This window comes from Pseudomonas fluorescens, from assembly GCF_902497745.1.
GTDB lineage: Bacteria > Pseudomonadota > Gammaproteobacteria > Pseudomonadales > Pseudomonadaceae > Aquipseudomonas > Aquipseudomonas fluorescens_BM.
The window spans coordinates 46,192-70,215 of sequence record NZ_CABVHJ010000003.1 but is presented as its reverse complement, the minus strand read 5'-3'; the positions used below and the strand labels follow the sequence as shown (position 1 = coordinate 70,215).

Here is a 24,024-nt window from a genome sequence, read left to right as displayed (position 1 = left end):
GCTGCGATCTTTTGATCTTAAAAACAGAATCAAAAGATCGCAGCCTGCGGCAGCTCCTACAGCGAACAAGTGGTCCCGAATGGTTACGGCAATTCGCGGCAGGCGTAGAACGCGCTCAGCACTTTGACCAGGTGCGCCAGGTCATGGCTGCCGCACAGTTCGCGGATTGAGTGCATGGCGAAGGTCGGTAGGCCGATATCGACAGTGCGCACGCCCAGGTGGCTGGCGGTGATCGGGCCGATGGTCGAGCCACAGCCCATGTCGCTGCGCACCACAAAGCTTTGCACCGGCACTTCTTCGGCCATGCACAGATGGCGGAAGAACCCGGCGGTTTCGCTGTTGGTCGCGTAGCGCTGGTTGCTGTTGACCTTGATCACCGGGCCGGCGTTGAGTTTCGGGCCGTGGTTGGCGTCGTGCTTTTCGGCGTAGTTGGGGTGTACACCGTGGGCGTTGTCGGCCGAGACCAGCAGGGATTTCTGGATGGTGCGGACGAACTCGTCACCTTCCGGCAGCAGGCGGCGCAGGGTTTGTTCGAGCATCGGGCCATCGGCACCGCAGGCCGAGCAGGAGCCGACTTCTTCGTGGTCGTTGCACACCAGCACGCAGGTTTCGTCGGTTTCAGCGGTGAGCAGGGCTTGCAGACCGGCGTAGCACGACAGCAGGTTATCGAGGCGCGCGCCAGCGATGAAGTCACCGTTCAGGCCAATCACAGCAGCGCTTTGCGTGTCGTAGAAACTCAGCTCGTAATCGAGCACAACGTCGGCGTTCAAGCCATGTTCGCGGGCCAATTGATCGGTGAGCACGGCACGGAAATCGACACGTTCGTCACCGGCAAATTGCGCGAGGATCGGCGGCAGCTCGGTCTGCGCGTTGATCGCCCAGCCCTGATTGGCTTCACGGTTGAGGTGAATGGCCAGGTTCGGAATGATCGCGATCGGCGCCTTGAAGTCGATCAATTGGCTTTCGACTTTGCCGTCGCGGCGGAAGGTTACGCGGCCGGCCAGCGACAGATCGCGGTCGAACCACGGCGCCAGCAGCGCGCCGCCGTAGACTTCAACGCCCAGCTGCCAGAAACCCTGACGCTGCAGTTCTGGTTGCGGCTTGACCCGCAGGCACGGGCTGTCAGTGTGTGCGCCGACCAGGCGGATGCCGCCGTGCAGTGGCGAAGTGCGGCCCATTTTGATCGCGACAATCGAGGAGTCGTTGCGGGTGACGTAATAGCGGCCGTTCGGCTCGGTGGTCCATGGTTCGCGCTCGTCGAGGCGCACGAAACCGGCGGCCTCCAGACGCTGCACCAGACTGGCGGTGGCGTGGAACGGGGTAGGGGAGGCCTTGAGAAAGTCGATCAGGCCTTGGTTCAACTCTTCGCGCATAAGAAACTCCAGACAGCAATGGGCGGGAGTTTAACGCATCGGCCGGGGAATTGAATCTGCACCGGATCCGTGTAGGAGCTGCCGAAGGCTGCGATCTTTTGATCTTGCTTTTGATTTACGAAACACCAGATCAAAAGATCGCAGCCTTCGGCAGCTCCTACAAGGGGTCTGCAGTGGCGGTCAGAACGGCGCGGGGCACTCGAAGCGCAGGCGTTCGCCGGTTTGCGGGTGGGTGAAGCTGAGCATGCTGGCGTGCAGGCACAGACGTGGCCAGGCGGCCAGAGCCTGCTCGTGGGCGTAGAGCCCGTCGCCGAGCAGCGGATGCCCGATCGACAGCATATGCACGCGCAACTGATGCGAGCGGCCGGTGATCGGTGTCAGTTCGACGCGACACCAGTCATCGCAACGCTCCAGCACACGCCAGAAAGTCAGCGCATGCTTGCCGAATTCATGATCGACCACGTGGCGCGGCTTGGTCGGTGGGTCGTAACGCAGTGGCAAGTCGATGCTGCCACTGTCGAGTTCCGGCTGACCCCAGGCCAGCGCGGTGTAGGCCTTTTCGGTTTCGCGGTCGTGAAACTGGCGCGACAGTTCGCGGTGAGTGTCGGCGTCACGCGCGAGCAGAATGATGCCGGAGGTTTCCCAGTCCAGGCGATGGACGATGCGCGCTTCCGGGTAGCCGTTTTCCTGCAAACGGGTAATCAGGCAATCCTTGTTGTCGTCGGCGCGACCGGGCACCGAGAGCAGCAACGTCGGTTTGTCGACCACCAGTACGGCGGCGTCCTGATGGATGATGCGGATGTTGGACAGCGGCATTAAAACAGCCTCGTAACAAATGCCAACGGCGGTTCAGGGCCATTCCACAGTGGGAATGGCCCTGAACCGCCGTCGTTCCTGCCGGATCGACTCAGCGATCGGGCAGGGTGATGTTGAGTTCCAGAATCGAGCAACTGCCCTGGCTTTCCAGTGCAACATGTACGTCGTCGTTGCCGATGTTGACGTACTTGCGGATCACGTCGACCAGTTCCTTCTGCAAGGCTGGCAAGTAATCCGGCGTGCTGCGCTGGCCGCGCTCATGCGCCACGATGATCTGTAGACGCTCTTTCGCTACCGAGGCGGTACTTGGCTTTTTGTTGGCACGAAAGAAGTCAAAAAGGTTCATTACCTACCTCCAAACAGGCGCTCGAAGAATCCCTTCTTCTCGACATCGAGGAAACGGTGGGCTTTTTCTTTGCCCAGCAAACGGTCGACGGTATCGCTATACGCCTGACCGGCATCGCTCTGGTCGTCGAGAATCACCGGCACGCCCTGGTTGGATGCCTTGAGCACCGCCTGGGACTCCGGGATCACGCCAAGCAGCGTTACCGAGAGGATTTCCTTGACGTCTTCAACGCCAAGCATTTCGCCCTTTTCAACACGCTCCGGGTGGTAGCGGGTGATCAGCAGGTGTTCCTTGATCGGGTCTTCGCCACGTTCGGCGCGACGCGATTTGCTCGCCAGCAGGCCGAGCATGCGGTCCGAATCTCGTACCGAGGACACTTCCGGGTTGGTCACGACGATCGCTTCATCAGCGAAGTACATGGCCAGGTGCGCACCTTTTTCGATGCCGGCCGGGGAGTCGCAAACGACGAACTCGAATTGTTCCTTGAGCTCCATCAGGACTTTTTCCACGCCTTCGACAGTCAGCGCGTCTTTGTCGCGGGTCTGACTGGCGGCCAGTACGTAGAGGTTTTCCAGGCGCTTGTCTTTGATCAGCGCTTGTTGCAGGTTGGCTTCGCCGTTGACCACGTTGACGAAGTCATACACCACGCGGCGCTCGCAACCCATGATCAGGTCAAGGTTACGCAAGCCCACGTCGAAGTCGACGATCACTGTTTTGTGGCCGCGCAGAGCGAGGCCGGTACCGATAGCGGCGCTGGTGGTGGTCTTACCCACACCACCCTTGCCGGATGTAACCACGAGAATCTTGGCCAAGGTGTTTCACCCCTAAGGAAGAAGGACTTTTTAGCCCCTGAAAAACATCTCTTGAAAACTACTGCAGTCGGACAGCCTTGGCTGGAATTCGGCGTTGAGCCTTTTTCCTACTTCGTTTGAGCCGTTTTCGCTACGTTTTAGAGATGCTTGGAAAATGCGGCAGTATCCGTTAAAGCCGAATGATGTTCAACACGTCGCCCGACAGGCTGACCTGTACGCCCGAGCCCCACATCGGGTCGCGACGCAAATCTTCGGAAACCTTGTAGTGACCGGCGATGGAGATCAGTTCAGCGCTCAATTGCTGACAGAAAATCCGTGCCTTGGTATCACCCTTCACGCCGGCCAGCGCACGGCCACGCATTGGGCCGTATACATGGATGTTGCCATCGGCGAGAAGTTCCGCCCCCGGACTGACCGAGGACACCACGACCAGATCGCCACCCTGGGCATATATCTGTTGGCCACCACGTACTGGCGTGGTGATGACGCGGGTCGGTTTTACGGTAGGTTCCGGCGGTTTTTCCGGTTTCTTTTTGACTTCGGCTTCGGCTGTTTCCAGCGGCCGTTCGCGGGCGCCCGACGGCGGCAGCACCGGAATGTCGATGGCGATGGCGGCGGCGATGTCTTCGATGCGGCTGGCGCGAATCGCCAGGGTGCGCAGGCCATGTTGGCGGCAGACGCGCATCAGGCCCGGCAGATCGACGGCGCCTTCGCTCGGCGGCAGTTTGTCCAGCGCCAGAACCAGCGGCGCGTTGCTGAAGAAGTTCGGCGCCTGGGCGACTTTGGCGGCCAATTGCCGATCGAGGCTTTCGAGGTCGTTACGGGCCAGTTCCAGCACAGTAATGGCCAGCATGCTGCCCTTGAGCTGGAATACGGGATCTTGGTCTAACGGTTCGGTTTGGCTCATGTCGGCATACAACGGCTTGTCACTAAAAGTGCCGAGACTTATAACGAGAACGCCCGCAGGCCGCAAGCCGGGTCGAACGATGTAGAATGCGCGGCCACTGTATTTACGGAAGCTTTAATGGATCGCCCGCGTTTTCGAAAAGCATTTTTATCGCCACGCTTCTGGCCGCTCTGGTGCGGCTTGGGGCTTTTGTGGCTGATCGTGCAGCTGCCTTATCCGGCCTTGCTGACCATCGGTCGAGTTTTGGGCGCCTTGATGTATCGCGTGGCCGGCGACCGGCGGCGCATCGCCAAGCGCAATCTTGAGCTGTGCTTCCCGGAAAAATCCGCCGCCGAGCGCAAACGTCTGCTCAAGGAAAACTTCGCCTCCACCGGCATCGCCTTTTTTGAAATGGCCATGAGCTGGTGGTGGTCGCGTGAACGTCTGGCCAAGCTTGCCCACGTCGAAGGCCTGGAGCATTTGCAAAAGGCCCAGCGCGAAGGCAAAGGCGTGATCCTGATGGCGGCGCATTTCACCACGCTGGAAATCGGCGCGGCGTTGCTCGGTCAGCAGCACACAATCGACGGCATGTACCGCGAACACAAGAATCCGTTGTTTGACTATGTTCAGCGTCAGGGCCGTGAGCGGCATAACCTCGATTCGCTGGCGGTGGAGCGCGACGACGTGCGCGGCATGCTCAAGTTGCTGCGCTCTGGTCGCGCGATCTGGTACGCACCGGATCAGGACTACGGCGCCAAGCAGAGCATCTTCGTGCCGCTGTTCGGCATTCAGGCGGCGACCGTGACGGCGACCACCAAGTTTGCTCGTTTGGGTAAAGCGCTGGTGGTGCCGTTCACTCAAGAGCGTCTGGCTGACGGCAGCGGTTATCGGCTGGTGATTCATCCGCCGCTGGAAGATTTCCCCGGCGAAACCGAAGAGGCCGACTGCATCCGCATCAATCAATGGGTCGAGAGCGCCTTGCGTGCCTGCCCCGAGCAGTATCTGTGGGCGCATCGACGCTTCAAGAGCCGGCCACCGGGCGAGCCGAAGCTGTACGCCAAACGCGGTTGATTGACCCACCCCTATAAGCACCATGGAGCGTTGCGATGAGCCCAGCTGAACCGGTCACAGGTTTGATTCTTTCCGGCGGCGGGGCTCGGGCGGCGTATCAGGTGGGCGTGTTGGCGGCGATTGCCGAATTGCTGCCGTTGGGTGCGGACAATCCGTTTCCGGTGATCGTCGGCACTTCGGCCGGGGCGATCAACGCCGTCAGCCTCGCCAGTGGTGCTACAGACTTTCGCGCCGCCATCGAGCGTCTCACCTTGTTCTGGCAAGGCTTTCGCAGCCATCGCGTGCTACGCAGTGACTGGCCCGGCGTTATTCGTCAGGCCAGCCGCTTTGTCAGCCACAGCTTGTTGGGGATGGGGCGGCAACTACCGGTGGCGCTACTCAACAGCTCACCGCTGCGCAAACTGCTCAGTGAAAAACTGCACATGCCCGGCATCGCCGAATCCATCGCGCGCAAGCAATTGCATGCGGTGGCGGTGACGGCGTTCGGCTACGAGTCGGGGCAAGCGGTGACGTTCTATCAGGGCGGCGGCACGATTGATGCGTGGTTGCGGCATCGGCGTATTGGTGTGCCGACGCAACTGTCGGTGGATCACTTGCTCGCCAGTTCGGCGATTCCGTTGCTGTTCGCGCCGGTGAAAATTGGCGATGAATACTTTGGCGATGGCGCGGTGCGGCAATCGGCACCGATCAGCCCGGCGCTGCACTTAGGGGCGAGCCGGGTGCTGGTGGTGGGTGTCAGCGGCAACCCTCGCGGGTTTGATCCGCAGCAGCCACTGGAGCGCGCCTACACGGGGCAACAGCCGACGCTGGCGCAGATTGGCGGGCACATGCTCAACAGTACGTTCATCGACAGCCTCGAGAGCGACATCGAGTTGCTCCAGCGTCTGAACCAGTTCAGCCACTTGATGCCCGCCGGCACGCCGACCCGCGAGCTGGGTGTGGCGCCGGTGGAGGTGCTGGTGATTTCGCCGAGTCAGCCGATCGATGAGATTGCCGCGCGGCATCGTCAGGAGTTGCCGGCGGCGTTGCGCTTGTTCTTGCGTGGGCCTGGGGCGACCAAGACCAGTGGGGCAGGGGTGTTGAGTTATCTGCTGTTCGAGGCGGGGTATTGCAGCGAGTTGATTGATCTGGGGCGCAGGGATGCGCTGGCCAAGCGCGAGGAGCTTTGCCGGTTTTTGGGATTGCCATTTTAAAGCAAAAGATCGCAGCCTTCGGCAGCTCCTACATTGGAATGCGCTATCCCTGTAGGAGCTGGCGAAGCCTGCGATCTTTTGATTTTTATCAGAAGTGGAACTTCACCAGGAAGCTCGTGGTGCTCTGATTGGTCTTGAACGCACCGGTGTCGTCGATGCCGTACTTGTCTTTCCAGTAGTCGTATTCAACACCGACATACAACTGCTTCTCGCCGAAACTCAACGCCTTGCCCAAGTCGTATTTGACCTGTGGGTTGAAGTGCAGGTTGGCGTGGTAATCGCCTTTGGAGTTGGAGTCGTTGTCGGTGACCCAGTCCATGAAGCCGTCGATCAGGATGTCCGACTTGCCGACCGGGATGGTGTAGGACCAGACCGGGGTGATCTGCCAGACGTTGTCGCCGGCGCGAGCGCCCTGGGTGTGGCGCTGATAGAAGTTCAACTGGAAGTAGTCGAAGCCCGGGATCGCCAGGTCGAAGCCTGGACCGATCAGGTACGACTCGGTGTCGCCTTCGCCGAACTCGTAAGTCATCGCCACCAGCACGTCTTTGATCGGGCCGAACTCGATCTTCTGGTCGAGCACTTTGCCCAGCGAGATGCGCGGGCTGAACTCACCGTAGTAGGTGTTCGGACCGTTGCTGAAGTCCTTGCCACCGTTGTAGAAGATCTTGTCGAAGAAGAAGAAGTTGTCGCCGTACGTCCACGCGTCGGCGTGTTCGAAAGTGACGGTCTGCTGGATGCGCGGGTTGACCTGGAAGTCCTTGCCATACAGGTAGGTCAGGCTGTTGTTCTGCCACTGCAGCAGACCCTCGGCCATGGCCTGGCCGCCGGCCAACATCGATCCCGCGAGCATCAGGCTGGTGCACATACGTTTCATTCGGTTGCTCCCAAAGTAGGTGTTCCACGTTTATTTTTTTAAGATCGGCGCTCTGGTGTGGCGCCTTTTTTCGTTGCTGCAAAAGTCATCCGATCGGTCAGCTTCGTTGCTGTTAGCAAGAGCCGAGCCAAGGCTTTCGAAAAGCAAAAAAACACCCGCTCGGCTGCTGCAAAACAGTCGATTGAGTGTGTTTTCGGGATGCCTCGGTACTGACCGGGGCCGGGATAAGTTGGCTTTTCGGTCAGGAATTAAATCCGGGCTTTTTTTTAGACCGAATTCATGAGGCCGCGGAGAATACTGACTCAACGGCCAGGTCTCAAGTGCCCCGCAACAGAGCACCGACGACAGGCATGGGGCACGGTTGCGGGCCATCTTAAAAGTGCACCTTGACCAGCAGGCTGGCGGTGTTTTGATTGGTGTCGAAGTTGTGTGTGTTTTCGACGCCGTATTTGTTTTTCCAATAGCTGTATTCGGTGCCGACATACAGTTGCTTGTGGCTCCAGCCCAAGGCTTTGCCCAAGTCATATTTGATCTGCGGATTGATGTGCAGGTTGGCGTGGTAGGTGCCGCGCGAGTTCTCATCGTTGTCGACTACCCAATCGAGGTAGCCGTCGATCAGCACATCGGAATTGCCCAGCGGGAAGCTGTAGGACCACGCTGGGGTGATCTGCCAGACGCCATCGCCGGGACGCGGGCCTTCGGTCTGACGGCGGAAGATGTTCAGGGTGACGTAGTTGAAGCCGGGCACCTTGAGGTCGAAGCCGGGGCCGATCAGATAAGCCTCGCTGTCGCCTTCGCCGTATTCGTAGGTCATTGCCAGCAACACGTCCTTGATCGGGCCGAACTCGAGTTTCTGGTCGAAGATCTTGCCGAACGAGAAGCGCGGGGTGAATTCACCATAGAAGGCGTGGGGGCCTTTGTTCGCGTCTTCTTTGCCGTTGTAGAAGATTTTGTCGACGAACAGGAAGTTGTCGCCGTACTTCCACTTGTCGGCGTGCTCGAAGGTCAGCGTCTGCTGGATCGACGGGTTGATCGCGAAGTTCTTGCCGTACAGGTAGCTGAGGCTGTTGGTTTGCCACAGCAGTAAATCGCCGGCCATGGCCTGACTCGCGGCCAGCAGGCCGCCACTCAACAGAACGTTGGTCTGCGTGCGAATCATCTGTTGCTCCCTCTTGTTTTTATTGTTGAGGCGCAGAGCGGTTGCTTAGCCCCTGTGGGAGCGAGCCTGCTCGCGAAGGCGTTCTTTCAGTCAACTGATGGGTTGAATGTCATACCGCTTTCGTCGGAACGCCGCCCGGAGCAAGCTCGCTCCCACAGGGTTTTGTGGTGACTCCGTCAGTGCTGGTGGGCGTGGCAGTCGTTGATCGCTGCGCGCTCTTTGCCGCCGAGAATGTTGAACAGCAGGTTCAGCGTCAGCGCACTGAGCGTGGCCATGGCGATGCCGCTGTGGGTAATCGGGCTCATCCACATCGGCAGATGCGCGAAGAACTCTGGACGCACTACCGGGATCAAGCCCATGCCTATGCTCACCGCGACCAGCAACTGGTTGCGACGGTCACCGATGTCGGCTTCCTGCAGGATCTTGATGCCGGTCGCTGCGACCATGCCGAACATCGCAATCGCCGCGCCGCCGAGTACCGCCGGTGGAATCGACGCCACCAGAAACGCTGCTTTCGGCAGCAGGCTCAACACGATCAGCAAGCCACCGGCAACGATGGTCACCGAGCGGCAACGTACTCCGGTCATCTGCACCAGACCGATGTTCTGCGCGAACGAGGAGTGGGTGAACGTGTTAAAGAAACCAGCGACAAACGAGGCACCGGCATCACACAGCAAGCCGCGACGCAGCATGCGCGGGCAGACTTCCTGGCCGGTAATCTTGCCCAGCGCGAGGAACATGCCGGTGGATTCTACGAAGATGATCACGACTACCAGACACATCGACAGGATCGGCGCGAGTTCGAATTTCGGCATGCCGAAATGCAGCGGGGTGACGAACTGAATCCATGGCGCGTTGGCCATGCCACTCAGGTCGACCATGCCGATCGCGCCGCACAGCAGGTAGCCGAAGCACATGCCGATCAGTACGGAAATGTTGACCCAGAAACCGCGCATAAAGCGGTGGACCAGCAGGATAGTGCCCAATACCAGAGCGGCGATGGCCAGATAAATCGGTGAGCCGAATTGCGCTGCGGCGGCACCGCCACCGGCCCAGTTCACGGCCACGGGGAACAGCGACAAACCGATCGAGGTGATGACCGTGCCGGTCACCAGCGGCGGGAAGAAGCGTACGACCTTGGACATGAACGGCGCGATGAGCATGCCGAAGAAACCGGCAGCGATCGTCGCACCGAAGATGCCTTGCAGGCCGATACCGGGCATGCCGGCCATGGCGACCATGCTGCCGACAGCGGCAAAACTGGCACCCATCATCACCGGCATGCGAATGCCCATCGGGCCTATTCCTAAGGATTGCACGATGGTGGCGATACCGGCGACCAGCAGGTCGGCGTTGATCAGAAAGGCAATTTCTTCACGACTCAGGCCAGCGGCCTGTCCAATGATCAGCGGCACCGCGATGGCACCACCGTACATCAGCAGAACATGTTGCAAACCGACCAGGATCAGTTGCAAAAGGGGCAATCGCTGAATGGCGGGTGCGTCGGGGATGCGCGCTTTGGACAGCTCGGACATGCAACACCTCGGATCTTTTTATTCTTGTGATTAACAGCTGCCGGGTTGCTCACAGCTGTTTCTTTGCATCAGGTAAACCGCGTTGCGGCCATTCGCGAGCAAGCTCGCTCCCACAGGGATTGAAGGTCTCCTTGTGGGGGCGAGCCTGCTCGCGAAGCTTTGTTGCTTAGTTGGTCTGTGCTCCCTGGGCGATCCATGCACCGATCAGGTCACGTTCCTGCTGGGTCATCTGCGTGATGTTGCCCAGTGGCATGATCTGCGTGGTGATGGCTTGCGCCTGGATGCGTGCCGCGTTCTGACGGATCTGCTCAGGGGTGTCGAGCATCACACCCGCCGGAGCTGCGCTGAACAACGGACTGGTTGGTTTGGCCGAGTGGCAAACCGCGCAACGTTCTTGAATCACGTTGTGCACTTTGTCAAAGGCCGGACCTGCGTTGGAGGCTTGCGCCGGTGCTGCGGCAGGGGTTGCCGGAGCAGCAGGTGCCGCCGCTTCAGCCGGTTTCAAGCCACCGCCCAATGCCGTTTCCGGCAGTGGTTGGTACTCGATTTTCGCTGGCGCTTTGGCCACTTCCGGCGCGGTCGACATCGGCATCGGGCCGGTGACGTACGCCAGACTGATCATGCCCACCGCTGCCACTGGCAGGGTCCAGGCAAACTTGTGGCTGTCGTGACGGGTGTTGAAGTAGTGACGCACCAACACCGCCAACACCGCGATCCCGGCCAGGATCAACCAGTTGTACTGGCTGCCATAGGTGCTCGGGAAGTGGTTGCTGATCATGATGAACAGCACCGGCAGGGTGAAGTAGTTGTTGTGACGCGAACGCAGCAAGCCTTTGGCTGGCAGCGCCGGATCCGGCGTGCGGTTCTCGGCAATCGCCGCGACCAGTGCACGCTGCGCCGGCATGATGATGCGGAACACGTTGCCGACCATGATGGTGCCGATGATCGCGCCGACATGCAGGTACGCACCACGACCGCTGAACACTTTGCTGAAGCCATACGCCGCGCCGATGATCAGCACGAACAGAATGAAACCGAGCAGAGCAGGGCGTTTGCCCAGGGCCGAGTCGCACAGGAAGGAGTAGATGAACCAGCCGATAAACAGCGAGCCGATACCGATGGCCACGCCTTCAGGGCCGCTCAGGGTGCTGCCCGGAGCCAGCAGGTAGAGCGTTGGATTGGAGTAGAACACCACGCACAGCAGCGCGATCCCCGACATCCAGGTGAAGTAGGCTTCCCACTTGAACCAGTGCAGGTTCTCCGGCATCGCCGGCGGGGCCAGTTTGTATTTTTCCAGGTGATAGATGCCGCCACCGTGGATCGCCCACAGGTCACCGGCCAGGCCGGTTTTCGGGTTGACGCGGTTGAGGTTGTTCTCCAGCCAGACGAAGTAGAACGACGCGCCGATCCAGGCCACGCCAGTAATCATGTGAACCCAGCGCACGCTCAGGTTCAGCCATTCCAACAGATGTGCTTCCACAGTCTTTACCTCTCGCCTGTCACTCTTGTTGTCGAGTGATCAGACCTTCTCTTATTGGTGGGGGGCGAGGATCAAACGCTCATCCTCTTTGAAAAAATGCTCATCGCAGTTATTGCCTGTGCCACTGCGATCAACCACCAGGAAGTCATCCCGCTTTTCGATCGTCAGCACCGGGTGGTGCCAGACGCCGCGATGGTAATTAATGCCCTGCCTGCCGTTGGTGACGAAGGCGCGGACCAAGCCTGATACAGGTTCATCGCCAATTGGCGCGACCACGATCAGAAAGGGGTTGCCGAGCAGCGGTATGAAAGCCTGGCTGCCCAGCGGATGGCGTTCCAGCATGCAAACGGTCAGCGGCATGTCCTGCGCGTCGGCGCGGAAGATGCTGATGATCGCGTTGTCCTCAGGCTGAGCGGTTTCGACCGTCGCCAGTTTATGGAAGCGCATGGTCGAACCGTTGTTGATCATGAAGTGATCGCTGCCGTCGGTTTCGATCACGTCACCGAAAGGGGCGAAGGCTTCTTTGCTCAGCGGTTCAATCGTTAGTGTGCGCATGCTGTTCTTCTTTTCCGAATTCTGTGTTGACTGTTCTGACGCCTTCGCGAGCAGGCTCGCTCCCACAGGGGAATGCATTCCAAATGTGGGAGCGAGCCTGCTCGCGAATGGGTTCAACCTTATTTAGCGACCTTGCCGAGAACGCGCAGGCGGCTCACACCACCATCCGGGAACACATTCAGGCGGATGTGGGTGATCGGGCCCAGCGCCTTGATCTGCTCGACGAAGGTGTGTTCGGCGTGCATTTCCAGCTTCTGGCTTGGCAGCAGTTCACGCCAGAACAGCGATTGGGTTTCGATCTGGCTGTCAGTACCGCCCTTGACGAACGCGCCCTGGATCGAGCAAGTGTCCGGGTAGTTGCCTTTGAAATGCAGGGTGTCGACGATGATCTTCTCGATCTCGCCCGGGTGGCCCAGCGCGACGATTACCCAATCATTGCCCGGCGTGCGACGACGTGCAGTTTCCCAGCCGTCGCCCATGTTGATGCCACGGCCCGGGTTGAGGATGTTGCTCATGCGGCCGAAGTGTTCGTCGGAGCAGGCGAGGGCGCGGCCACCATTGAGGGCTGCTGCCAGATCGACTTGCTCGTTATCGCCAACAGCGGACCAGTCGCGGAACGGAATGCCGTACACGCGCAGACGGGCGACACCGCCGTCCGGGTAGATGTTGAAGCGCAGGTGGCTGAACGCCTGGTCGTTGCTGATTTCGTGGTAGTGGTGGCTGTTGCCCTGCAGCTCGACGGCCGACAGCACTTCCGTCCACTGGGTGTTTTCATCAGGCTCGCCCGACGCCAGGAAGCACGCTTCCAGAGAGGCCGATGGCGGGAAGTTGCCGGTGAAGAATGAAGTGTCGATGTCCACGCCTTTGATAGAGCCCGGTACGCCCAGACGGATCACTGCGCTGTCGAAGCCTTCGAAGCGCTTGCGGCGCGATTCCCAGCCGTCCATCCACTTGCCGTTGTCATCGAACACGCCCTCCTTCCATACGGCCGGGGTCGGTTGGAACAGACGATTGGCGTCTGCGAACCAGTCATCGGTGACCGAGATGATTTTGGTGCCCAGACGGGCATCGGCCAGGTTGACGAATTTTTCGAAAGGTACGGCGTAAGCTTTCATTCTTCTTGTCTGCCTTTGAATAAGTGGCTGGGGATGCTTGCGAGGCCCTGGGCATTCTCCGCGTCTGACATGCTCGGGCCAGGCTTGCTAAAGAGTCAGTAAACGGAACAGGGCGATCTTGTTGATCTCCGCCAGCGCGCATTTGAACTCGATGTCTTGCGAGTTGTGAATACGCGTTTCGAACGCCGCGAGGATCTGATGCCGGTTGCTGCCTTTTACCGCCATGATGAAGGGAAACTTGAACTTGGCTTTGTAGGCGTCGTTCAGCTCGGTGAAGCGCTGGAACTCTTCGGCCGTGCATTGGTGAATACCGGCGCCAGCCTGTTCATTGGTGCTGGCTTCGGTCAGTTGGCCCTGGACGGCAGCTTTGCCGGCCAGGTCCGGGTGAGCGTTGATCAGGGCCAGCTGACTGGCGTGATCGGCGCTCAACAGGATGTCGCTCATGCGCTGGTGCAGGGTTTCGATCTCGTCGATCGAAGCGTCCGCGCCCAGGTCGTAGGCCTTCTCGGCTACCCATGGCGAATGTTCGTAGATGTCGGCGAAGGCTTTGACGAAAGCGTCGCGGCTCAGGGTCGACGGTTGCAGGGTTTGAAAGCGGCTCATTTCGCGGCCCCTTGGTACGGCTGGGTTTCGTGCCAGTGACGCGCGATGTCGACGCGACGGCTGAACCAAACCTGTTCATGACTTTTAGCGTATTCGATAAAGCGTTTGAGCGAAGCGATGCGACCCGGACGGCCGATCAGGCGGCAGTGCAGGCCGATCGAGAGCATCTTCGGTGCTTCAGCGCCTTCGGCATAGAGCACGTCGAACGCGTCTTTGAGGTATTCGAAGAAGTCGTCACCCTTGTTGAAACCCTGCACCTGGGTGAAGCGCATGTCGTTGGTGTCGAGGGTGTACGGGATCACCAGATGCGGCTTGCCGGTCGGGTTGTTCGGTTCCCAGTAGGGCAGGTCATCGTCGTAGGTGTCGCAGTCGTAGAGGAAACCACCTTCTTCCATGACCAGACGACGGGTGTTCGGGCCAGTGCGGCCGGTGTACCAGCCCAGTGGGCGCTCGCCGGTGATTTCGGTGAGGACGCGGATCGCTTCGAGCATGTGCTCGCGTTCCTGCGCTTCGTCCATGTACTGGTAGTCGATCCAGCGGTAGCCGTGGCTGCAAATTTCGTGGCCGGCATCGACCATCGCACGGATCACGTCCGGATGGCGCTGAGCGGCCATGGCGACGGCGAAGATAGTCAACGGAATGTCGAATTCCTTGAACAGTTTCAGGATCCGCCAGACGCCAGCGCGGCTGCCATACTCGTAAAGCGATTCCATGCTCATGTTGCGCGCACCTTGCAGCGGCTGAGCAGCAACCATTTCGGAAAGGAACGCTTCGGATTCTTTGTCGCCGTGCAGAATATTGCGCTCGCCGCCTTCTTCGTAATTGAGTACGAACGACAAGGCGATGCGGGCATTGCCCGGCCAGTGTGGGTGAGGAGGGTTACTGCCGTAACCGATCAGGTCGCGTGGATAGTCAGCGCTCACTGCAGTCTTCCTTCTTGTTCGTTGACAGATTTGTGTGGCGGCCTGGCAGGCTGGCGTCACAGCGATGGACTGATTGTATACAACTTTATTCGCATTTTGTAAGTCTGAATTTTCGCATTTTTCACCGACTGTCATCTTTTACTGCTATTGGCGTGAGCCTGCAAGAAACCTGCCTGACCAGTCAGCTAATGGATAGGAGGTTCAATGAATAGGCAGGTTGCTGGCAGAACGCGAGGAAACCCCCGAATGGCGGGGGTGGTGTGAAAAATGTCGTTTTTATTGTGTACAATTTTTTTGGAAAGTGTCTTAATCAATCGCTCGCCGCAGCGTTTCGTGCTCCGAATCGGTGCGGTCTCCTTTTCAACTGACTTCGGGAGGCGCGAAGTCTGACTGCTCGACGCAGGCAGGCGCGCAGAATCAATGGGACGTTTGACTACACACGTTTTGGACGCTGCACACGGTTGCCCGGGCAGTTCGATCAAGGTCGAGCTGTACCGCGTTGAAGGTTCGCACCTGGAATTGGTCGCCAGTGCGATAACCAACAGCGATGGCCGGGTCGATGCGCCGCTGCTGCAAGGCGACGATTATCGCACCGGCGTTTATCAGGTTCAGTTCCACGCGGGCGATTACTACCGCGCCCGTGGCGTTCAGTTACCGGAACCGGCATTTCTGGACGTGGTTGTGCTGCGCTTCGGCATTTCTGCCGAACAGGATCACTACCATGTGCCATTGCTGATTTCGCCGTACAGCTATTCCACGTACCGGGGCAGCTGACCCCCAAGCAGCTGCCCCCACCGGGAAGCGACTGCGCATATAGCTTCTTTGGTCTTTCGCCCGCTCACACTGCGGGCTTTTTTTATGCCTGCATTTTGTGTCGATCTGCCCGCGTACGCTCCAGAGAGCTCCGGAGCGCGTTGCTGTGTGCTCGGGTAATCGTTGGTTGTCAGCTCATTCAGCTGTGTCGGGTGACGATAAGGTTGTGTTCGTGAGTAGGGAGAGGCTCGTTGGTGCCCAGCAAAAAAATCACCCTGTTCGTGTGCAAATGCTCCATCAGGTCGTCTTTGACATGGGTATCCATGTTGTCGACCAATACTCTTTTATTCAGCCAGGCAACTGGATCAGGGAGAAAAACAGTGTTGTTTTGAATCCTGTCCATGAACATGATGAAAACAGGATCAACTCCCGTTCGCTTGATCAACAAGGCATTCCCCAGGCTAGCGCCAAAATCATGGGCAATGAAGTAGCCGTGTGCGCTGAGAAGATCTTTGAAAAGTGTCCGCGTTGTTCGGCCACCCCTTTGATGTTGCGAGCCGGACAGCAGTTTCGGATTGAAGTCGATTCTTTGCAGACCTTCAGTGGACGGTAGCGGCATACGCATGTAGCCATGTACGTCGACCGCAAGCGGCGAGAGGAGCATCAGCGGGTCGCTCAAATCCTGGCGAACGACTTTGTTATCGCCCATCAAAACAGAGCGATTTTCCCAGTACTTGAAAGTCTCGAACAACGCACTGATCCCGGGCCCTGTTATTTTGTCGGAGTGACTGGCCCGATTGAACATCTCCCGTGCGGCTTTACTGGCAGAGTGATCAGAAAGGTAGGGGAACTGGTCGCTGACATATTGAGTCAGGCTTTTTTCAAATGGCCGACTCTCGACGATTCTCCATGCTTCACTGCCGTGCCCCGTATTGTCCGCCAACTTCACCACACCCCGGGGTTGTAACTCAGAATGGGTCAGCAGCAACTGTTCGAAAGCATCGAAACGAGTAGCAGAAAACTGTGGAGGTTTGATGAAGGCAAAACCGTCAACCGCGTAGGTTGGCTGGTCAAGGATCGCAAAGTGCTTGCCGCTGATTTCGATGGAGTCGCCGGCGGACGGTATCTTCGTAGTTCCCCAGCCTTTCCATAATTCACTGATGCCCATGAGTACGAAGGGATTAAGAGGATCACTGTCTTCAGGCAGTCGAGGGCGCTTACGTGGGCTCGGGCCGGGCTTTTCTGACTGGGTGAGGGCACGAGAGCTGCCTGGCTGTGGAGCTTGGTGTGGATCGGTATTGGTCTTCGATTTGCGGCGCCAGACGAATTGCCCCGGAATCTGCTCGAAGGTTATATCCGGCACATTGATCGTTGTTGCAGAAGCCAGTTTGTATTCGCCTTGTTCATTCCTGCGAACCAGGATGGTTCCGTCGGCGATATCGACATAGGTTTTCCCGCGCGGTCCTTTGCGAATGCCGTCCAGAGACTCCTGCGCGGCAGGGAGAAGGGTCGCCAGGTGCGGGTCGACAAGGATGATTTCCTGTACCTGTTCGGCAGTCCGTTGTTGCGCTGACAGATTCCTCTGTCTGGATTGGGCCTTGTACCACTGTGCCTCGACGCGCCAACGTGACTGCCCGTCAACTTTTTTCAGAATCGGTGGTGTCACACCTGGCGCTGCGGGCCAGGGTATCTGGTAGTCACCGGCGGTGTTGAGTTCAACCCGGTAATGATGGCCGTCTTCCAGGTGCGCGTAAGTCTGACCGCCCGGGGCCACGAATAACCCGTCGACGGATTTGTGCGGCGTCAGCAGATGGGTTTGTAATACCGGCAGGGATATCTCCGCCAGTCTGGCATTGGCTTTGGCGAGCACCGGATCCGTTAAGTAACTCACCACAACACGTGGGTCGCCCACCACTTCGCTGCCAGTCGTGTGTGGAGTGGAAGTGTCGACCGGTCGATGAGTACCTTGCGCGAAAATTTCAGGACTACCGGTGTTTTTCAGGCTGCCACTGCCAGCCTCGGAACTATTGATAGTCGAGGTATCGGGCGATTTAGAGCGACCCGTGGTCTTTGTAGGTTTGGTCATTGAAGTGCCTCTGAGCGACTCATGTTTTTCTGCTCACTGCCCTGCTTGTTCATTTGTCTTTGAAAATGAACAGCGTTGTCTGTCCCAGAACATCTGTCTGGATTCCGCCGAGCAGGTAGCTGATCTTTTTATCTTTGCTGTAAGCCGACAGTGGCTTTGGTTCGCTGATGGATGTTTGCACCACGACCTCACTGCGTTGAAAACGCTCAGGCTGAAATCGCTGCAACCTCCCGTTAATAAGCGGGGGCAGTTTCAGCGCAAATACGTGATCGATTTTCTTGCGGTAAAAGAGCAGTTCGTTCTCGGCAAACGTGCTTGTCAGGGGATTCAGCACGTAACCATCATTTTCCAGAAGCTGACTGAACAGCCTTCGCAAGTTGAGCGCAGTTGGCGCTGCGGCGTATTCGTTCCAGTGCCTGGAAAAACGTCCGGGATCAAAATCCAGGCGCATCAAGCCTTCACCCAGCGAGGAGGGAATCGCCAGGGTTTCTTCCAGTCCGGAAACAGGGCGCAACATGAGTAACGGGTCAGCCAGTTCTCGACGCGGCGCTCTGCGCTGATCCCTGTTGGCCCAATAACGAAACACCTGATTCATCAACGCCAAACCGGGAGCACTGATGATTTCGGATCGGTTCGCCTGATTGAACATGGCTCGGGCGAGTGAGTTGACCGATTGATCCGAGAGATATTTGAAGGTTCTGGAGATGTACTGAGTGATCGGCATCTCAAAGGGCACGACGCTGTCCAGTACCGTCCATTGGCTGTTTCGTTTAATCGCCCATTTCGGCTGCAACGACGGGTTATCCCGCAGCATGTATTCGAAGGTGTCGTACAAGGCGGGTGAGAACAACGGATGTTGCAGATAAACCAGTTGCGAGTTGGCACTCAAGTCCTGTTGCATCACCCGGTAAAACTGCCCGTCTATTTCGATATGCTGGCCCGATTGTGGGCGCACGTTGTGTCCCCAGTTTCGCCATAAGCCGAAACTCAGGTTGATCGCGTCGGGATTGGCCGATAGCAAACTCTCGGTCAGCGCGTGGGTGGCATCAGTCCCTTCTTCCTGATGCCGTCGCTTGCTTGAGCCGGCCATGGGCTCCGATGTATCGGTTGAGGCTTTGCGTTTTTCCTGTTGCGACTGCTCCGGTACAGAATCGGTTTGCTCGGTTTTGCGACGCCACAGTCGCGTCTCGGGAATCTGTTCAAACAATAAAGGCGAGACGTCGCGCACGGTCGCGGAGGTTTGCTGATACTGACCGTTGGCGTTTTTACGCACCATGACGGTTCCTTCAGTGGTATCGATATAGGTTTTGCGGTGCTTGTCGTAGCGGATTCCATCCGGTGTTTGCAGGCCAGGAGAGAGCATGGCGGCATCATCGGGGGCGAGGTAGATCGGCTGCTCCGCCAGGAGACCCTCGGCGGTGGCATTTCGTCTGTCGCTTTCAGCATTGTGTGCGAGCCAGTTCGGTCGCTCGAAACTCCAGACAGGCTGGCGCTCTGTCTTGATCAGGAAGGGGCCAGGCAAATGCGGGGCGAAGCGGAAGGGGATCTGGTAGCGGCCATCGTGATGGATTTCGACCAACAGATGTCCTTCATTTTCAACGTGGGCGTACAGCTTGCCATCCGGGCTGGTGAACAGTCCGCTGTCGGGATCCAGACGTTGTAGCAGATGTACTTGATCGGCAGGCCAGGTGATTGATCGCAGCGCGGCCTCGATCCGTGAGTGAGGTGCAGCAATCTCGTTGACCTGCACAGACGGTGGGCGCGTAGAGAGGGCCGGCAGGCTTGCGGAGGATTCTGAGCTTGACTGGTTTTCGCCGGGGAATCTGTGGGAAGGGCTCCCGGTGTTTGGATGTAAATCGGGCGCAGTAACCCCGGCCACACGTTTCGGTGGTTTGACCATAAAGTAAATCTCGCTATTTGAAAGGTGAGGTGTTCAGGCTGTGGCTTGTCCACTGGCGCTTGCGGACGCGCCGGTCATATGTTCGGCAGGGCTCAGCCCTCTCTCACAATGAAGAGCGTCGGGTTATCCGGGGAAACATGTTGTATGCCCCCCACCAGATGGATGACTTCGTTATGAACCAGATGGCTGTCCAGCTTCTGTTTTTGCTCCGCGCTGAGCCTGGTCAGAAAGGTAGGGTCGGTGAGTTCTGAGCCGGCGGGAGTTGTGCGAAGCACCTGATTTTCAGCGATGTGCGGCAGTTTCAATACGAATATGGCGGCAACGCGTGGACGGTGAAAAATCAATGCACCCTCGCTGAGCCTGCGTGTGGTCGGATTGACGCTGTAACCGTTGTGTTGCAAGACGTTCACCAGCAATGCACGCAGGTTTCCGGGCGTAGGTGCCGCTGCGTAAGGAGCCCATTCCAGAGGGAACCGTTGTGGATCGAAATCCAGGCGCTGCAGCACCGCTGAATTGTGCGCAGGCAACGTGAGCAAGCCGCCGCTTGGCAGGTTGCCGGGCGTTGTCGGCAGTTTTGGTAGCATCACCAATGGGTCCGACAGGCTGTGAATCGGTGGTTCGTTATTCACCCGATCTACCCAGTGGCGAAATGTCCGCGCCATCACCGACAGTCCGTAAGCATTCAGTCCTTGAGGCAGGGAGACCCGATCGAATACTGCTCTGGCGAGGTTGCTGGTCGACTGTGCCGACAGATAGTTGTAAGCGGTGGAAACATATTCGTTGGCGGACATTTCGAACGGCGCATGGTTATCCAGAACCTTCCATTGGCCATGGCGTTTGAGCGCCCATTTCGGCTGACGGGAAGGTTCATGACGCAGCATGTTTTCGAAAGCGTCAAAGCTGTCCAGTGAAGATCCGGGGTGTTGCAAATAGACCAGCCCGGTATCGGCGCGTACACCTTGAGCGACAATCTGGAAGTGCTGGCCGTCGATTTCTATTGACTCGCCTGAGTCGGGTTTTTTGGCTTTTCCCCAGTTTCTCCACTGACCTGCGGACAGGTCCAATGCGACGCTCTGCTGGGAGAAAAGATGTTCGACCAGCGCTCTTGTATCGGTTGCAACATGGGTGTGTTCGTCGAGGCGCGGCGGCCTGCTCGGGCCGGGCACGGGCTCAGTCGTTTCAGTGGACACTGGATCGGTCAAGGCTTGATGGCGGGGTTGCGAAACGTCGGTTTCACGCCAAAGCTTTGTGCCGGGAATCTGTTCAACCCTCTCTCCCGTCGGTGTCGATTCCCCGGCGTGCGTCTGTCGCCAGCCGTCCGGGGCTCGGCCCACCATGACCATGCCGCCGGGCATTTCGACATAGGCTTTCTTGCGTTTGTCGTATCGAAAACCTTCTTCGGTGTCCGGCTGCAACTTCAGTCGGCTTGCCGATTGGGCGTTGATAAACACCGGGTGCTGCGCTCGCTCTCTGGTGGAGGTGCTTGCGACGGCGGCCTGCTGGTTTTCGCTGAAGTGCAGGGCTACCCACTCCGCGGCGTTTGCAAGCGTTGAACCCACCGGAAAGTGATGGACGATGACTGAGGGGCGCTGGGAAGATTCGGGCGGTAAGGGGTGGGTCGTGACAGTGGAGCGGGGTTCGGGTGCAGCCGGCAAGGCATTGGGCGATGACGATTCGGCTAAGGCAGGCACGTTGGCGGTGCCTGGAGCAGGATGAACGGATTCGCCGGTATTGGCCCCGAGAGGATTGTTTGGATGCTCGACGGATGTCGCGTGTGAGTCGAGTGGAAGCGTGCGCGGAATTTTCTTGGGTGGTTTGGCCATTGAATGACTCCTTTGGATTGTTGATCCAGTCGTTTGCATAGGGGCAGATGATCAGGTCGCCACTTTGCAATCGCCTGGCCAGTGACTCCGGAGGGCCATGGTCGTGAAATGAAGCCTCTGATGTGCGGTATATATGTATTGCGATGAGGGCAAATGCTGCACGGTGTTACGAGGTGCTCTGGCGGTGTGCCAACTCGCCCCGGCAGGGCCCGGCGCGAGTGGCAGAGGGAACTCAGCGCTCTCTGATGATGAACACCGAATCCGGAGTGGACTCGACCTTCAATACTCCCCCGATGAGCCAGACCACTTTGTTTTGTGCATTCGCGGTTGTCAGGGCAACAAACGCCTCTTTGCCAATTCGGGCCGGCAAGCTTGGTTCTGCCAGCTCATTGCCTGGGGTGTGGGACAGGCCGACATGTTCCACTGCCCCCAGCTTCATGAAATAAATCGGGTCATGGGATTCGCGCCGGAATACCAGGGTTGGCATGCGATGCTCGTGAGTCAGGGGAAAGACGTCGTAGCCGCCGCGTACCAACAGGGCGCCGAGCAGGCGTCTGAGGTTCAGATCTGTCGGATAGGTTGTGTAGTGATTCCATTCGATGGGAAAACGCTGTGGATCGAAGGTGAGTCGTTGCAGTTCGCCGTCGACCTGGGAGGGCATACGGATAAGTTTTTTTCCGTTGATGTCGATGGACGGCGCCACAGACAACATGTTCAGTGGGTCGGCGTACGCAGGAGCGGTGCCAAACGGTCGTTGTCTCCACTGATGCAGGACTGCCTGAATATTGATGAGTCCGGTGCCGGTAATCTTCGGTGAGTTGTCCGCCAGTTCAAACAGTTTTCTGGCGACTGTGTAGGCAGTGGTATCAGAAAAGTCGGGGAATGCATTGGCAACTGACTGCGATATCGGTTCATCAAAAAAACGTTTGCCGGGGTTTATCTCTCCGGGATCGTTACCGATGCGAAACGTTGCCACAGGTTGCAACAAGGGCGCCATACGCAGCATTTGTTCAAACGCATCGAAGCCTGCTGGCGCAAAGTCAGGATGCCGCACAAAGTAGACTTTGGGGTTGCGGTTGGAGCCGATGGGCACAATCGGATAATGAAACCAGCCGAGCTGGACGGATTCGACCACTGGCGGCTTGTTCAGATGGCCCCAGGGTAACCAGAAAAACGGTGTTTGATCGGCGGGGACGCTGGTATCGAGGCTTGTCGGTGGTACTGGATCTTCGGGTTCGTCGACCCGGGCGCGTTTGCTCGGGCCGGGTTGCGCTTGGTCTGCGTCGGCAATCGGCCGAGACCTGTCTTCAGCAGGACGTTCAGTGGAGGGAGAGTCTGGTTTCTTCAGGCGCCAGAGTACCGTTCCGGGAATCTGTTCAAAAAACACTTCGGGCAAGTCCCTGCTTGTCGCCGAAGTCAGTTGGTAATCACCTTGTTGATTTTTCCGCACCATGACCGTGCCTTCTGCCGTATCGACGAAGGTGTGTTTGAGTTTGTTGTAACGGATTCCGCCCGACGAGAGTTCTGCTCGGGTCAGCGTTTGTGCGTCATCGGGCGCAAGGTAGGAGAGGGTTTGTGGCGTGGCGGGCGTACCGGACCGAGATTGTGTCGATTGCCAGCCCGGACGCTGAATGTGCCAACTGGCCTGGCCTTCAATCTTGGTCAGCACCGGACCGGGAACACCAGGCGCAAAGGTTAGCGGAACGTAATAGTTGCCTTGCAAGTCCCGCTCGACGATGAACCGGCCTTCGCTGCCGATTTGCGCGTAGGTCCGCTGATCCGGCCCGGTGAACAAGCCGGTGTTTTCTCCGTGCGGTGTCAGTTCGTGCAATCGGTCCTGAGGCCAGGCGATAGCGCTGCGGGCGGCCCTGTAGGTATCGGGTATTTCGTTGACGATGACGGCGGGCGGCCGATTGGTGGAGGTGCCGGGGGGCTGTGAACCCGTGGTCGAATCGACGCCAGACGTTAGGGTGTCAGGCAGGTTTGCAGTAACACGGCTACCCGAGCCTGACTGCGCAGGTCTCGTTGTAACAGTCGTCTCGGCTGCTGCTGTCACCGGAATTTTCTTGGGTGGTTTGGCCATGTGAAATTACTCTTTGAGGGATGATGCGCAACGCACGCAAGTGCCTCGCTGCATTTTTCAGGCGCACTCGTCTACCTCCCGAAACTTCAGGCTGGGATAGCGATGCAGAAGTTGGGCTACCTCAACTTCGGAGTGCGCACGTGATGATTAGATTTGACTGATATGTGGTGCGTTAAGCGGGAGGCACATTTATCAAGGGCTGTCGCGTAAACAGGTTGGGATCTTGATGGCTGCAGCGGTTGATCACCTGCAGTCGGGAGTATTCAACGCGAGATTTGTCGCTGCGCAGGATCCAGCCGTGCGCGGGGAAGCTGTAACTCAGCGCCCCGGGGCGGTTGTCGGCAAGGACGATGTTTCTCACTTTGGCCTCTTTATTGGCCATGGCCGCAAAGGCGTCGGGCAAGGCTGTTGCCGAGTCGGGCTCTTCAAAGAACCGCGCATCCAGACCGTCCAGGTAAACCCTGTCGAAGGAAAGGTCGACGGTATGGACGACACCTTTTTCTGTGATGACGCGAACCTGATCGATCAGGTCTTCGCTTTCGTAATCGGGCAGATGAACGATGCAGGTGCCGACATGCAACTGATTGTTTTCCAGTCTGATCTCGACCTTGCCAAGTGTTGTCGCATCGAGATCCCAA

The 24,024-nt window shown here is 58.2% G+C and carries 20 protein-coding genes and 1 pseudogene; 3 read left to right on the top strand and 18 right to left on the bottom strand.

Going from position 1 to position 24,024, the window contains the following annotated elements:
* Positions 1 to 83: 83 nt before the first annotated feature.
* From F8N44_RS05425 to minC, 5 genes are all read right to left on the bottom strand, one after another.
* Positions 84 to 1,373, bottom strand: a complete 1,290-nt coding sequence (locus tag F8N44_RS05425) for a M18 family aminopeptidase (protein WP_007919200.1) — start codon at positions 1,371 to 1,373, stop codon at positions 84 to 86.
* A gap of 180 nt (positions 1,374 to 1,553) precedes the next feature.
* Positions 1,554 to 2,189, bottom strand: a complete 636-nt coding sequence (locus F8N44_RS05420; protein ID WP_150649621.1) for an RluA family pseudouridine synthase — start codon at positions 2,187 to 2,189, stop codon at positions 1,554 to 1,556.
* Positions 2,190 to 2,280: 91 nt separating this feature from the next.
* A complete protein-coding gene (gene minE, locus F8N44_RS05415) occupies positions 2,281 to 2,535 on the bottom strand; it encodes a cell division topological specificity factor MinE (RefSeq protein ID WP_003223146.1) in 255 nt (84 codons plus the stop codon).
* A complete protein-coding gene (minD, locus tag F8N44_RS05410; protein ID WP_007913953.1) occupies positions 2,535 to 3,347 on the bottom strand; it encodes a septum site-determining protein MinD in 813 nt (270 codons plus the stop codon). Before minD ends, minE begins: the two co-directional genes overlap by 1 nt.
* Before the next feature lie 169 nt (positions 3,348 to 3,516).
* Complete coding sequence (minC, locus tag F8N44_RS05405; protein WP_095114357.1) at positions 3,517 to 4,254, bottom strand: septum site-determining protein MinC; 738 nt, start codon at positions 4,252 to 4,254, stop codon at positions 3,517 to 3,519.
* A gap of 117 nt (positions 4,255 to 4,371) precedes the next feature.
* Here minC and F8N44_RS05400 point away from each other — a divergent pair, with 117 nt between their 5' ends.
* The gene (locus F8N44_RS05400) at positions 4,372 to 5,304 is read left to right on the top strand and encodes a lipid A biosynthesis lauroyl acyltransferase (protein ID WP_095114336.1); all 933 of its coding nucleotides are present in this window, start codon (positions 4,372 to 4,374) and stop codon (positions 5,302 to 5,304) included.
* A 35-nt stretch (positions 5,305 to 5,339) separates the two neighbouring features.
* Positions 5,340 to 6,497 carry a patatin-like phospholipase family protein gene (locus F8N44_RS05395; protein ID WP_150649620.1) on the top strand — a complete coding sequence of 386 codons (1,158 nt, stop codon included), beginning with the start codon at positions 5,340 to 5,342 and terminating at the stop codon, positions 6,495 to 6,497.
* Positions 6,498 to 6,585: 88 nt separating this feature from the next.
* On the opposite strand, the gene F8N44_RS05390 is transcribed toward F8N44_RS05395, so the two are convergent.
* The 8 genes from F8N44_RS05390 to puuE form a co-directional block, all read right to left on the bottom strand.
* Positions 6,586 to 7,371: an outer membrane protein OmpK gene (locus F8N44_RS05390; protein WP_095119997.1), complete on the bottom strand. Its 786-nt coding sequence runs from the start codon at positions 7,369 to 7,371 to the stop codon at positions 6,586 to 6,588.
* Positions 7,372 to 7,744: 373 nt separating this feature from the next.
* Entirely contained in the window at positions 7,745 to 8,530 is a 786-nt protein-coding gene (locus F8N44_RS05385; protein WP_150649619.1) for an outer membrane protein OmpK, read from the bottom strand.
* A 176-nt stretch (positions 8,531 to 8,706) separates the two neighbouring features.
* Entirely contained in the window at positions 8,707 to 10,065 is a 1,359-nt protein-coding gene (locus F8N44_RS05380; RefSeq protein WP_150649618.1) for a nucleobase:cation symporter-2 family protein, read from the bottom strand.
* Between the two features lie 166 nt (positions 10,066 to 10,231).
* Positions 10,232 to 11,545 carry a urate hydroxylase PuuD gene (locus F8N44_RS05375; RefSeq protein ID WP_150649617.1) on the bottom strand — a complete coding sequence of 438 codons (1,314 nt, stop codon included), beginning with the start codon at positions 11,543 to 11,545 and terminating at the stop codon, positions 10,232 to 10,234.
* Positions 11,546 to 11,596: 51 nt separating this feature from the next.
* Entirely contained in the window at positions 11,597 to 12,100 is a 504-nt protein-coding gene (locus tag F8N44_RS05370) for an ureidoglycolate lyase (protein WP_077571770.1), read from the bottom strand.
* Between the two features lie 119 nt (positions 12,101 to 12,219).
* The gene (gene alc, locus F8N44_RS05365) at positions 12,220 to 13,215 is read right to left on the bottom strand and encodes an allantoicase (RefSeq protein WP_123467405.1); all 996 of its coding nucleotides are present in this window, start codon (positions 13,213 to 13,215) and stop codon (positions 12,220 to 12,222) included.
* 87 nt (positions 13,216 to 13,302) lie between these two features.
* A complete protein-coding gene (gene uraD, locus F8N44_RS05360) occupies positions 13,303 to 13,818 on the bottom strand; it encodes a 2-oxo-4-hydroxy-4-carboxy-5-ureidoimidazoline decarboxylase (protein WP_150649616.1) in 516 nt (171 codons plus the stop codon).
* Positions 13,815 to 14,741, bottom strand: a complete 927-nt coding sequence (puuE, locus tag F8N44_RS05355) for an allantoinase PuuE (protein ID WP_077571773.1) — start codon at positions 14,739 to 14,741, stop codon at positions 13,815 to 13,817. Before puuE ends, uraD begins: the two co-directional genes overlap by 4 nt.
* Before the next feature lie 420 nt (positions 14,742 to 15,161).
* Between puuE and uraH the strand changes: the two genes are divergently transcribed.
* Complete coding sequence (uraH, locus tag F8N44_RS05345; RefSeq protein ID WP_003223171.1) at positions 15,162 to 15,515, top strand: hydroxyisourate hydrolase; 354 nt, start codon at positions 15,162 to 15,164, stop codon at positions 15,513 to 15,515.
* A gap of 178 nt (positions 15,516 to 15,693) precedes the next feature.
* Here uraH and F8N44_RS05340 read toward each other — a convergent pair whose 3' ends face one another.
* From F8N44_RS05340 to F8N44_RS31260, 5 genes and pseudogenes are all read right to left on the bottom strand, one after another.
* Positions 15,694 to 17,580: a hypothetical protein gene (locus F8N44_RS05340; RefSeq protein ID WP_150649614.1), complete on the bottom strand. Its 1,887-nt coding sequence runs from the start codon at positions 17,578 to 17,580 to the stop codon at positions 15,694 to 15,696.
* A 49-nt stretch (positions 17,581 to 17,629) separates the two neighbouring features.
* The gene (locus F8N44_RS05335; RefSeq protein WP_150649613.1) at positions 17,630 to 19,480 is read right to left on the bottom strand and encodes a hypothetical protein; all 1,851 of its coding nucleotides are present in this window, start codon (positions 19,478 to 19,480) and stop codon (positions 17,630 to 17,632) included.
* Positions 19,481 to 19,572: 92 nt separating this feature from the next.
* The gene (locus F8N44_RS05330; RefSeq protein WP_150649612.1) at positions 19,573 to 21,303 is read right to left on the bottom strand and encodes a hypothetical protein; all 1,731 of its coding nucleotides are present in this window, start codon (positions 21,301 to 21,303) and stop codon (positions 19,573 to 19,575) included.
* 232 nt (positions 21,304 to 21,535) lie between these two features.
* Positions 21,536 to 23,386 carry a hypothetical protein gene (locus tag F8N44_RS05325; RefSeq protein WP_150649611.1) on the bottom strand — a complete coding sequence of 617 codons (1,851 nt, stop codon included), beginning with the start codon at positions 23,384 to 23,386 and terminating at the stop codon, positions 21,536 to 21,538.
* 172 nt (positions 23,387 to 23,558) lie between these two features.
* Positions 23,559 to 24,024: pseudogene (locus tag F8N44_RS31260) on the bottom strand (calcium-binding protein); the annotation flags it as partial.

Bases quoted from the DNA above. Each gene is read 5' to 3' on its own strand.
- F8N44_RS05425 (WP_007919200.1), bottom strand. From the start codon at position 1,373: ATGCGCGAAGAGTTGAACCAAGGCCTGATCGACTTTCTCAAGGCCTCC.
- F8N44_RS05420 (WP_150649621.1), bottom strand. From the start codon at position 2,189: ATGCCGCTGTCCAACATCCGCATCATCCATCAGGACGCCGCCGTACTG.
- minE (WP_003223146.1), bottom strand. From the start codon at position 2,535: ATGAACCTTTTTGACTTCTTTCGTGCCAACAAAAAGCCAAGTACCGCC.
- minC (WP_095114357.1), bottom strand. From the start codon at position 4,254: ATGAGCCAAACCGAACCGTTAGACCAAGATCCCGTATTCCAGCTCAAG.
- F8N44_RS05400 (WP_095114336.1), top strand. From the start codon at position 4,372: ATGGATCGCCCGCGTTTTCGAAAAGCATTTTTATCGCCACGCTTCTGG.
- F8N44_RS05395 (WP_150649620.1), top strand. From the start codon at position 5,340: ATGAGCCCAGCTGAACCGGTCACAGGTTTGATTCTTTCCGGCGGCGGG.
- F8N44_RS05390 (WP_095119997.1), bottom strand. From the start codon at position 7,371: ATGAAACGTATGTGCACCAGCCTGATGCTCGCGGGATCGATGTTGGCC.
- F8N44_RS05385 (WP_150649619.1), bottom strand. From the start codon at position 8,530: ATGATTCGCACGCAGACCAACGTTCTGTTGAGTGGCGGCCTGCTGGCC.
- F8N44_RS05380 (WP_150649618.1), bottom strand. From the start codon at position 10,065: ATGTCCGAGCTGTCCAAAGCGCGCATCCCCGACGCACCCGCCATTCAG.
- F8N44_RS05370 (WP_077571770.1), bottom strand. From the start codon at position 12,100: ATGCGCACACTAACGATTGAACCGCTGAGCAAAGAAGCCTTCGCCCCT.
- alc (WP_123467405.1), bottom strand. From the start codon at position 13,215: ATGAAAGCTTACGCCGTACCTTTCGAAAAATTCGTCAACCTGGCCGAT.
- uraD (WP_150649616.1), bottom strand. From the start codon at position 13,818: ATGAGCCGCTTTCAAACCCTGCAACCGTCGACCCTGAGCCGCGACGCT.
- uraH (WP_003223171.1), top strand. From the start codon at position 15,162: ATGGGACGTTTGACTACACACGTTTTGGACGCTGCACACGGTTGCCCG.
- F8N44_RS05340 (WP_150649614.1), bottom strand. From the start codon at position 17,580: ATGACCAAACCTACAAAGACCACGGGTCGCTCTAAATCGCCCGATACC.
- F8N44_RS05335 (WP_150649613.1), bottom strand. From the start codon at position 19,480: ATGGTCAAACCACCGAAACGTGTGGCCGGGGTTACTGCGCCCGATTTA.
- F8N44_RS05330 (WP_150649612.1), bottom strand. From the start codon at position 21,303: ATGGCCAAACCACCCAAGAAAATTCCGCGCACGCTTCCACTCGACTCA.
- F8N44_RS05325 (WP_150649611.1), bottom strand. From the start codon at position 23,386: ATGGCCAAACCACCCAAGAAAATTCCGGTGACAGCAGCAGCCGAGACG.